Annotated in this window: 10 protein-coding genes; 7 read left to right on the forward strand and 3 right to left on the reverse strand. The window is 37.7% G+C overall.

Going from position 1 to position 7,284, the window contains the following annotated elements; genetic code table 11:
* Nucleotides 1-1,224 (reverse strand): cache domain-containing protein (locus RQ763_RS07815; RefSeq protein WP_314152198.1); only part of this gene is annotated, 1,224 nt, incomplete at its 3' end.
* Between the two features lie 152 nt (nt 1,225-1,376).
* On the opposite strand from RQ763_RS07815, the gene radA reads away from it, so the two are divergent.
* The 4 genes from radA to acpS all read left to right on the forward strand — a co-directional run bounded on the left by radA (nt 1,377) and on the right by acpS (nt 4,045).
* Nucleotides 1,377-2,723 carry a DNA repair protein RadA gene (gene radA / locus RQ763_RS07820; protein WP_314152200.1) on the forward strand — a complete coding sequence of 449 codons (1,347 nt, stop codon included), beginning with the start codon at nt 1,377-1,379 and terminating at the stop codon, nt 2,721-2,723.
* Between the two features lie 75 nt (nt 2,724-2,798).
* On the forward strand, nt 2,799-3,056 hold the full coding sequence (locus RQ763_RS07825; protein WP_314152201.1) for a hypothetical protein: 258 nt from the start codon (nt 2,799-2,801) through the stop codon (nt 3,054-3,056).
* Between the two features lie 65 nt (nt 3,057-3,121).
* Nucleotides 3,122-3,676 (forward strand): flagellar basal body-associated protein FliL, encoded by a 555-nt coding sequence (gene fliL / locus RQ763_RS07830; RefSeq protein WP_314152202.1) that lies wholly within the window; start codon nt 3,122-3,124, stop codon nt 3,674-3,676.
* Nucleotides 3,677-4,045, forward strand: a complete 369-nt coding sequence (acpS, locus tag RQ763_RS07835; protein ID WP_314152204.1) for a holo-ACP synthase — start codon at nt 3,677-3,679, stop codon at nt 4,043-4,045.
* Here the strand turns inward: acpS and thiS are convergent.
* Nucleotides 4,019-4,219 carry a sulfur carrier protein ThiS gene (gene thiS, locus RQ763_RS07840; protein ID WP_314152205.1) on the reverse strand — a complete coding sequence of 67 codons (201 nt, stop codon included), beginning with the start codon at nt 4,217-4,219 and terminating at the stop codon, nt 4,019-4,021. The genes acpS and thiS overlap by 27 nt on opposite strands.
* Before the next feature lie 96 nt (nt 4,220-4,315).
* Here thiS and RQ763_RS07845 point away from each other — a divergent pair, with 96 nt between their 5' ends.
* Nucleotides 4,316-5,065 carry a response regulator transcription factor gene (locus tag RQ763_RS07845; RefSeq protein WP_314152206.1) on the forward strand — a complete coding sequence of 250 codons (750 nt, stop codon included), beginning with the start codon at nt 4,316-4,318 and terminating at the stop codon, nt 5,063-5,065.
* A gap of 12 nt (nt 5,066-5,077) precedes the next feature.
* Here RQ763_RS07845 and RQ763_RS07850 read toward each other — a convergent pair whose 3' ends face one another.
* Complete coding sequence (locus RQ763_RS07850; protein ID WP_314152207.1) at nt 5,078-5,854, reverse strand: inositol monophosphatase family protein; 777 nt, start codon at nt 5,852-5,854, stop codon at nt 5,078-5,080.
* 129 nt (nt 5,855-5,983) lie between these two features.
* Here RQ763_RS07850 and RQ763_RS07855 point away from each other — a divergent pair, with 129 nt between their 5' ends.
* Both RQ763_RS07855 and RQ763_RS07860 read left to right on the forward strand, forming a co-directional pair.
* On the forward strand, nt 5,984-6,319 hold the full coding sequence (locus RQ763_RS07855; RefSeq protein WP_314152209.1) for a hypothetical protein: 336 nt from the start codon (nt 5,984-5,986) through the stop codon (nt 6,317-6,319).
* Between the two features lie 232 nt (nt 6,320-6,551).
* The coding region (locus RQ763_RS07860; protein WP_314152210.1) for an ATP-binding protein at nt 6,552-7,284 on the forward strand (733 nt) is incomplete at its 3' end.

The following is a 7,284-nucleotide window of genomic DNA, read 5'->3' on the forward strand; positions in this document are numbered from 1 at the left end:
TACCTTTGAGACGTCTATGAGCTCTTTTAGCTCTCTCATTAAGTTGTTGAAACTTCTAGCCATTTGGGAGAGCTCAAGCGGAGCGTTTTCATCCACAAGAAGAGTGAGATTCTTATTGTTTCCTATGTTTGCAAGTGTCTCTTTAAATCTCTCTATTGGCTTTACTACGCTTCTGTTTATCAAAAACAGAGCCGTTGCAATTATTACCACAAGAAGGATAATAGAGTCTATGGCGAGAGTATCTCTTATGCTGTTTGGAACCTCAAGAACCTCTGCTTCGTCTATCTCGGAGAGTATTGCCCACTTGAAATCTTTGCCGATACTTATTGCGCTAAAAGAGGAGAGCACGGAATTGCCGTTGTAATCAACTACTATTTTGGTATCTGTTTTGCCCGACAGAGCTTCTTTAGACGCCTCAGTATCAACAGAACCTGTAGTAGCATCTGCAAAAGATGCTTCAAGAGAGTGGTTTTTTGGGTCTAAAAAACTATCACTTCTCATAAGTTTGTCGGGTCCCACCAGGTAATCCTCCTGAGATTTACCATATCCCTTTCGATACCGCATAATGTTTTTAATTGCATCATTATTGATTTTAAATACCAAAACAGCCTTTACTTCAGCATTTACAACTATAGGCGTTGCTATAAACATGGCAGGTAAATTTCCATCGACCTGATAAGGTCTCATGTCAACAAAAGTCGGACGATTATTTTGCAAACTCTTTTTATAAACTTGGCTAAGAACGCTACCTTTTAAGGGACCGTATGTAAGGTTTGTACCGTAGTCGGACTCTTTTTTAGCGGAGTATATAACATGCCCATGTTTTGCCCCAATGACATAAATATCGCTATATCCATACTCTTTTAAATATTTTTGAAAATATACCTCATGCGGAAGCCTCTCCTCTTTTGCAGATGGATCATTTACGGGAAAAGGCTCATCTTCTTTTACTTCCAAGTCATCATAAACACTTAATAAATCCCAAGTAATGTTTTGAAGATTATTACTATTTGCCAAGACATCAATGTCTCTTATGCAGTCTCTAAAAAAGGCTTCAATCTGAGACTTTTTTACATCTCTGAGGGCAGTTAAATTTGCGTAGCTGCTCTCAAGCAGAGCATCTTTGCTTTTTGAACTTGCTATATATGTCGCTACCGCTCCAAGGAGTGTTAACGAGAGGGTTATAAGCAGTAAAATCTGGATTTTAACGGAGAGTTTTTTCATATCTATAAATAGCCTTGTCTTATTTTTATGTTGAATTGTATAAATCAATTATTACAGAACCATTACGTTATATATGTCAATTTGTCATATATTTAATATCTTCAAAGCTATAAGTGTATAATTCTTCAAATACCTCAAAAAGGCTAAAAAATATGTCCAAAAAAAAGATTCTCTTTGAGTGCCAGCATTGTGGATTGACAACTCCAAGATGGATGGGAAAGTGTACAAATTGCGGAGCTTGGGACTCGTTTGTAGAGCTTAACGAACATCAGCAAGAAGTTTCAAAACAGACAAAATCAGCTTCCGGCTCATCTTCAAAAGCACAAAGCATCAACGATATAAAAGAAGAGGAGATCTTTAGGTTTAGTTCCGGAAGCATAGAGCTTGACATGGTGCTTGGCGGAGGCGTTGTTCCCGGTTCACTTACTCTCATCGGTGGAAGCCCCGGTGTTGGAAAATCGACTCTGCTTTTAAAAGTCGGCGGCGACATAGCTTCTAGCGGACAAAATGTTCTTTATGTGACAGGAGAGGAGTCTGCAGGGCAGATAAAACTTCGTGCAAATCGACTGAGTGCAAATCATGACTCTTTGTATCTTCTTAGCGAGATACGGCTTGAGCAGGTAATAGTTGAGCTTGAACATCGCAATTATAACTTTATAATTATCGACTCCATTCAGACACTCTACTCAGAAAACATCTCATCGGCTCCGGGTTCTGTGACACAGGTAAGGCAGATTACTTTTGAGTTGATGCGCATCGCAAAAGACAAAAACATTGCTATCTTTATTATAGGGCATATTACAAAAGAGGGGTCAATCGCCGGTCCGAGAGTTTTGGAGCACATGGTAGATACTGTTTTATATTTTGAGGGCGACTCCTCGCGGGAGCTAAGAATTCTTAGAGGATTTAAAAATCGTTTCGGACCGACAAGCGAGATAGGGGTTTTTGAGATGAAAGGCGAGGGACTTGTCTCCGCCACTGATGTAGCCTCCAGATTTTTCAATCGTAACTCAGAGCAGGCAGGTTCTGCTTTGACGGTTATCATGGAAGGTTCGCGCCCTATCATTCTTGAAGTTCAAGCGCTTGTTTCTGAGTCTCACACTGCAAACTCAAAAAGACAGGCTACGGGCTTTGACACAAATAGACTCAACATGTTGCTGGCACTTTTAGAGAGAAAACTGGAAATCCCTCTCTCCGGATATGACGTATTTATAAATATTACAGGCGGCATAAAGATAAACGAGACATCTGCAGACTTGGCGATTTTGGCGGCGATTATAAGCAGTTTTAGAAATCGCGCCATATCCAAACAGACCGTCTTCATAGGCGAAGTCTCTCTTGTCGGCGATGTGAGAGAAGTTTATGCAATGGATACAAGGCTTAAAGAAGCAAGTATGCAAAATATCTCAAAAGCACTTGTCTCTAAAAAACCTCTTGAGAAGTCAAGTATGAAAATATTTATTGTCGATGAAGTTACAAAACTGCTGGAGTGGTACTGATAATGCCCATATTAAAATCCGCTTCAACCTATTCATTGTATAATCCTAAAAATCAAAAAAGGAACCAACTATAATATGGACGCTAAAGTAAGAAGCGAAGAGAAATTTGCAAAGTTATCAATCGCATACAGTGGAAAAGAAGAGGGAAAGTTGGTCTGTTCAACAATTGACAATATAACTTCAAAATACAAAACAAAACCAGAGACATACACCTGCAACATATCTAACAACAGAGAAGTTGTTGTCATAGAGTACCAAGATGACATAGATCGTGAGGCTGGACCGATATTTGAAGAGATTATAAAAGCTCTAAATATAACAATTTGTGATTAATAGCAGTTGCTTATAAAATAATATTTTTTTTGATATACTAGCAAAATAAAAATCAAGGAAGTCCCATGCCCAAAGAAGAGAGCAAAGAAGAGAATAAAGAAGAGAAGAAAAAGTCAAGCAAGCTGTTAATGATTGTCATTATTGCTGTTTTAGTACTTATCGTCATAGGTGGTGCAATAGTCACTGTTCTTCTCTTAAGTGATGATGAAAAAACCCAGAGCGCGCAACAAACAGCAGCTCCTCAAGCTCAAGAGCAAAGGACTTCATATAGAGATGCAAGAAACTCTGAAGATATGGTCTCTAGAAAACTAAGCGAGATTGGAATCTTGTACCCGCTTGATACTTTCACGGTCAACTTAAAAAGTGATGCAGGTCGCCGTTACCTAAAAGCCACTATCTCACTTGAGCTTGAGGGAAAAGAGCTGAGCATCGAACTTGACAACAAATCTCCTGTTATAAGAGACAGAATTATCAGGATTTTAACCTCTAAGACACTAGAAGAGATATCTTCAAAAAAAGGGAAACAGAAGGTTTCTGAGCAGATTGTCGACACACTAAACTCGATGATAACAGACGGAAGCGTAACGAGTGTATATTTTACTGAGTTTGTCATACAGTAGATGATAGGCATAGACCTCATAAAAACATCTCGCATGAGAGGGTTGATTGAGCGCTTTGGAGAGAAGGCTCTTTGCAGGTTTCTCTCCAAAGAAGAGATTGCACTTGTAAAAAACTACAAGACTGCTTCGGGCTTTTGGGCTGCCAAAGAGGCGTTTTCAAAAGCTCTTGGAGTCGGAATAGGTTCTGAGTGCGGTTTTCATGACATAGTCATCTATAAGAGTGAAAACGGAGCTCCACACTTAAGAGTCTCAAAAAAACTTTTAGAAAAATTCAATATTTCAGACTTAAGCCTCTCCATAACACATGATGGAGAGTACGCTATAGCAGTTGTGGCTGTAGAATCAACCTCCGCCAACAAAATCAAGTAACTCAACCTTATCCATATCTTTTAAAATACAGCTCTCCCACTTGTCCTGTTTTACTATCTCCATATTTAGAGCAGCTGCCATTACCTTGCCATCAAGATTAAGTTCTTCAATAACTCTCTTTAAAGTGATGTTTTGTGGGAGCTCTTTTGTGTCACCGTTAATTATAAGTTTCATTTATTCTCTTTTTTCAAAATAATATCTTATTTTCTTGAACATTCGGTGAATTAAAAGATATAATTATTTTATCAAAAAATTCAAAAAGTGATTAATATGTTAAATTCCAAAGAGTTATTGGCGCGTACAAAAGGTTTATCCATCCTCTTTGCTGAGGATCATGATGATTTAAGAGAGAATACTAGAGAGATTTTAAAGACCTTTTTCTATCAGGTTGACAGCGCAGGGAACGGTGAAGAGGCTATTAGGAAATATAAAGAGTTTTATCAAAAAGAGTTTAAACACTACGATATTATTCTCTCAGATATTCAGATGCCCCGCATCAACGGAGTTGAACTCGTAGAGAGTATCTACGAAATCAATCCCGATCAGATCGTTATAATAGTATCAGCCTATGATGACTCTAAATATCTACTGCCATTAATCAATCTCGGCATTGAACAGTTTATAAAAAAACCTATAGACTATCAAGATCTATTGAAAGTTCTCTTCAATGCCGCTAAGAAACTTGGGACATCAGAGACACAAAATAGCACAAGCAAAGCTCTATCGCAGATAAAGCTAAATGGTTCGTGCACGTTTAACAAAGATACAAATATACTTCTTGTAAACGGAGAAATGATGACATTGACAAAATATGAGATTATATTTTTGCAGCTCATTAGCGACAAGATAGGCGTCATTTATTCAAATGAAGATATTACAAACCACTACAACGCACTTAATGAAAGTTTAGATATTGTAAACATAAGAAAACTGGTCTCAAAACTCAGGAAAAAACTTCCAGAAAACTCCATTGAGAGCATCTACGGAATTGGCTACAGGATGATACCGAATCTACACTAAAGTGTGAAATTTCTACTTTTGTTCAACGTGTTTTAGCAGCGCACTATGCACAAATCCGTTGCTGCTTAAAATGATATGCTCATCAAGGCTATACTCATCTCCCTTTTCGTTCGATATTTTCCCAAGAGCCTCTTCCACGATCAATACCCCTGCTGCCACATCCCAAGGCTTAAGATTGCACTCGTAGTACGCTTCAAACTTGCCACATGCGACATAACACAGATCAATCGACGCGGCACCTGTTCGGCGAATATCTCTGGTTGCAGGAAGAATATTTGCCATCGTGCGAAGCACCCACTCATAATCCGCCCCTTTTGTAACTTTCGTATAAGGAAATCCAGTCGCAATCAACGACTGCTGGAAGTCACGCTGTTTTGAAACAAAAATCGGCTTGGCGTTTAAAAATGCACCCCTGCCCCGCTCTGCACTGAAACACTCATTCAAAACAGGGTTGTAAACTACTCCGGCAATAGGCTTGCCATCTTCCCATATCCCTACAGAGATAGCACAAAACGGCAATCCGTGTATAAAGTTGGTAGTGCCGTCAATCGGGTCGATGTATATCGCTTTTTTTGGGTACGTAATCTCTTTCGTGCTCTCTTCCCCGACTATCTCAAAATCGGGAAATGCCTCTAGCAGACTTTTGCTCAAACGCTTCTCTATAGCCACGTCATACTCAGTAAAGAGATCAACCGTGCCTTTATACTGCACATTTTTCTCCGCGTGATAACCTTGTAAAAAAAGTTCACGACACTCCATAACGATATTTATAAGTTTTTCTCTAATCATGATGCAATTGTAGCATCTTGCATCGAAATTATTAAAATAATTATCTTCATAAATGGTGGCAATATAAATATCTTTTTTTTAAGAGACTTTCTATATAATTAAGGCAACTCAATAAAAAGGTGTAATATCATGAAAAAAGATGAAATGATCGAAGAGGCAAAAAAACAGTTAGTTAGGTTCCAAAAAGAGATAGATGAAATCAAAAAAACAAACTCACATCTAAGTGAAGAAGCTAAAAAACAGTTTGACATAGGTGCAAAAGAGCTAGAGGCTCTCTATAATGATGCACACACAAAATTTGACGCTCTTTCAAACAAGGCAGAAGAAAGCTACAAAGATGTAAAAGAGTTTGCAGAGTTGACAAACAAAGCTCTAAAACACTCTTTTAACTACTTTATGTCGCATTACAAAAAGAAAGAAGTAGAAGCTGATAAAGCAACTAAAGTCTCGAAAAATAAGGGTTAACGGAACCTCTTAACTTCTTACTCTCTTTTACAACTCTCCCCTGAATGCACTGTCCAAGATAGAAGCTTTCAGGGCTTTGAGGCTAGCCATCTTCTCTTTTTGCAGCTGTTTTATTTTTTCTATTTTTTGCGAGATTTCATCTAGTAAGTTTATAATTTCATATAGTATATTTTATATTTTTAAACAATAATATGCTATAATGTAAACTGTAAATTAACAAAATGGATGGAAAATGTTAGAAAATTTACGAAAACTTGAAAAAAGAATTATCAAAGAGAGTTCAAGTGAGTATAAACGATACTTGCACAAAAGTATTGATTTTAGCTCGCAAATGATTGGTATTGTGGGTTCTCGTGGTGTTGGGAAGACTACTCTTTTGCTTCAATACCTCCAAGAATTAAAATCCACTCTTGAGGGTTACAAATCGCTTTATTTCTCTTATGATTACCCTACCAATGTGGATATCAAGCTTATAGAGTTAGCCGAAGAGTTTGCAAAAATAGGCGGGGAGTACCTTCTTGTTGATGAGATTCACAAATACGATAACTTTGCACTCGATCTTAAAGCGATTTATGATTTTTATCCCAAGCTCAAAGTACTCTTCACTGGCTCTTGTGCTACTTCTATCTATAACTCTCAAGCGGACTTGAGTCGCAGAGTCGTTTTGTATCCCATGCATGGACTCTCTTATAGAGAATTTTTGGAGATGAAGCTAAACATTTCACTGCCTAGCTTCTCACTAGAAGAAATTTTATCAAATCATATAGAGATAGTAGATGGTTTGAGTGAGCAGTTTTTGCCACTGGAGTATATGCAAGAGTATCTTACTTTTGGGTATTATCCATTTTATTTTAAAGACCAAAACCAATACCTAAGACAACTCAATGCCGTGATAAATCAAACTATCGATATTGACTTAGTAGCTCTTGGACTTGTTAAATCAAGTTTTACAAACAAGCTTAAAA

This window comes from Sulfurimonas sp. (assembly GCF_032250635.1).
GTDB lineage: Bacteria > Campylobacterota > Campylobacteria > Campylobacterales > Sulfurimonadaceae > Sulfurimonas.

Excerpts from the sequence above, each read along its gene's own strand:
- thiS (WP_314152205.1), bottom strand. The coding sequence starts at position 4,219 with ATGAAACTTATAATTAACGGTGACACAAAAGAGCTCCCACAAAACATC.
- radA (WP_314152200.1), top strand. The coding sequence starts at position 1,377 with ATGTCCAAAAAAAAGATTCTCTTTGAGTGCCAGCATTGTGGATTGACA.
- RQ763_RS07845 (WP_314152206.1), top strand. The coding sequence starts at position 4,316 with ATGTTAAATTCCAAAGAGTTATTGGCGCGTACAAAAGGTTTATCCATC.
- RQ763_RS07855 (WP_314152209.1), top strand. The coding sequence starts at position 5,984 with ATGAAAAAAGATGAAATGATCGAAGAGGCAAAAAAACAGTTAGTTAGG.
- fliL (WP_314152202.1), top strand. The coding sequence starts at position 3,122 with ATGCCCAAAGAAGAGAGCAAAGAAGAGAATAAAGAAGAGAAGAAAAAG.
- RQ763_RS07825 (WP_314152201.1), top strand. The coding sequence starts at position 2,799 with ATGGACGCTAAAGTAAGAAGCGAAGAGAAATTTGCAAAGTTATCAATC.
- acpS (WP_314152204.1), top strand. The coding sequence starts at position 3,677 with ATGATAGGCATAGACCTCATAAAAACATCTCGCATGAGAGGGTTGATT.
- RQ763_RS07850 (WP_314152207.1), bottom strand. The coding sequence starts at position 5,854 with ATGATTAGAGAAAAACTTATAAATATCGTTATGGAGTGTCGTGAACTT.